A 236-nucleotide genomic window follows, 5' to 3' on the forward strand; every position below is an offset into this window, starting at 1 on the left:
AACGACGTGGCTCGCGCGGCGGTCGTCCACCGGCATTCGACCGCAACGACTACCGGGGCCGCAACGTCGTCGAGCGCAGATTCTGCGACCTCAGACAGTGGCGGGGCCTCGCGACCCGCTACGACAAGCTCGCTCTGACCTTCCGTGGCGGGGTCGTCCTGGGTCACGTCCGCTGACGTGGTGGACGAAGACGGCTACCTCGTGAGCCTTCGTCGGTCAAACTACGCGGTGATCGC

Annotated in this window: 1 protein-coding gene; it reads left to right on the forward strand. The window is 66.9% G+C overall.

All coding sequences use genetic code 11. The features are described from left to right. Nucleotides 1-176, forward strand: a 176-nt coding sequence (locus tag FVA95_RS30415) for a transposase (RefSeq protein ID WP_149667016.1), incomplete at its 5' end; no start/stop codon positions are given. Nucleotides 177-236 lie beyond the last annotated feature (60 nt).

Origin of the sequence: Pseudonocardia sp. EV170527-09 (genome assembly GCF_008369905.1) — a bacterium.
Taxonomy (GTDB): domain Bacteria; phylum Actinomycetota; class Actinomycetes; order Mycobacteriales; family Pseudonocardiaceae; genus Pseudonocardia.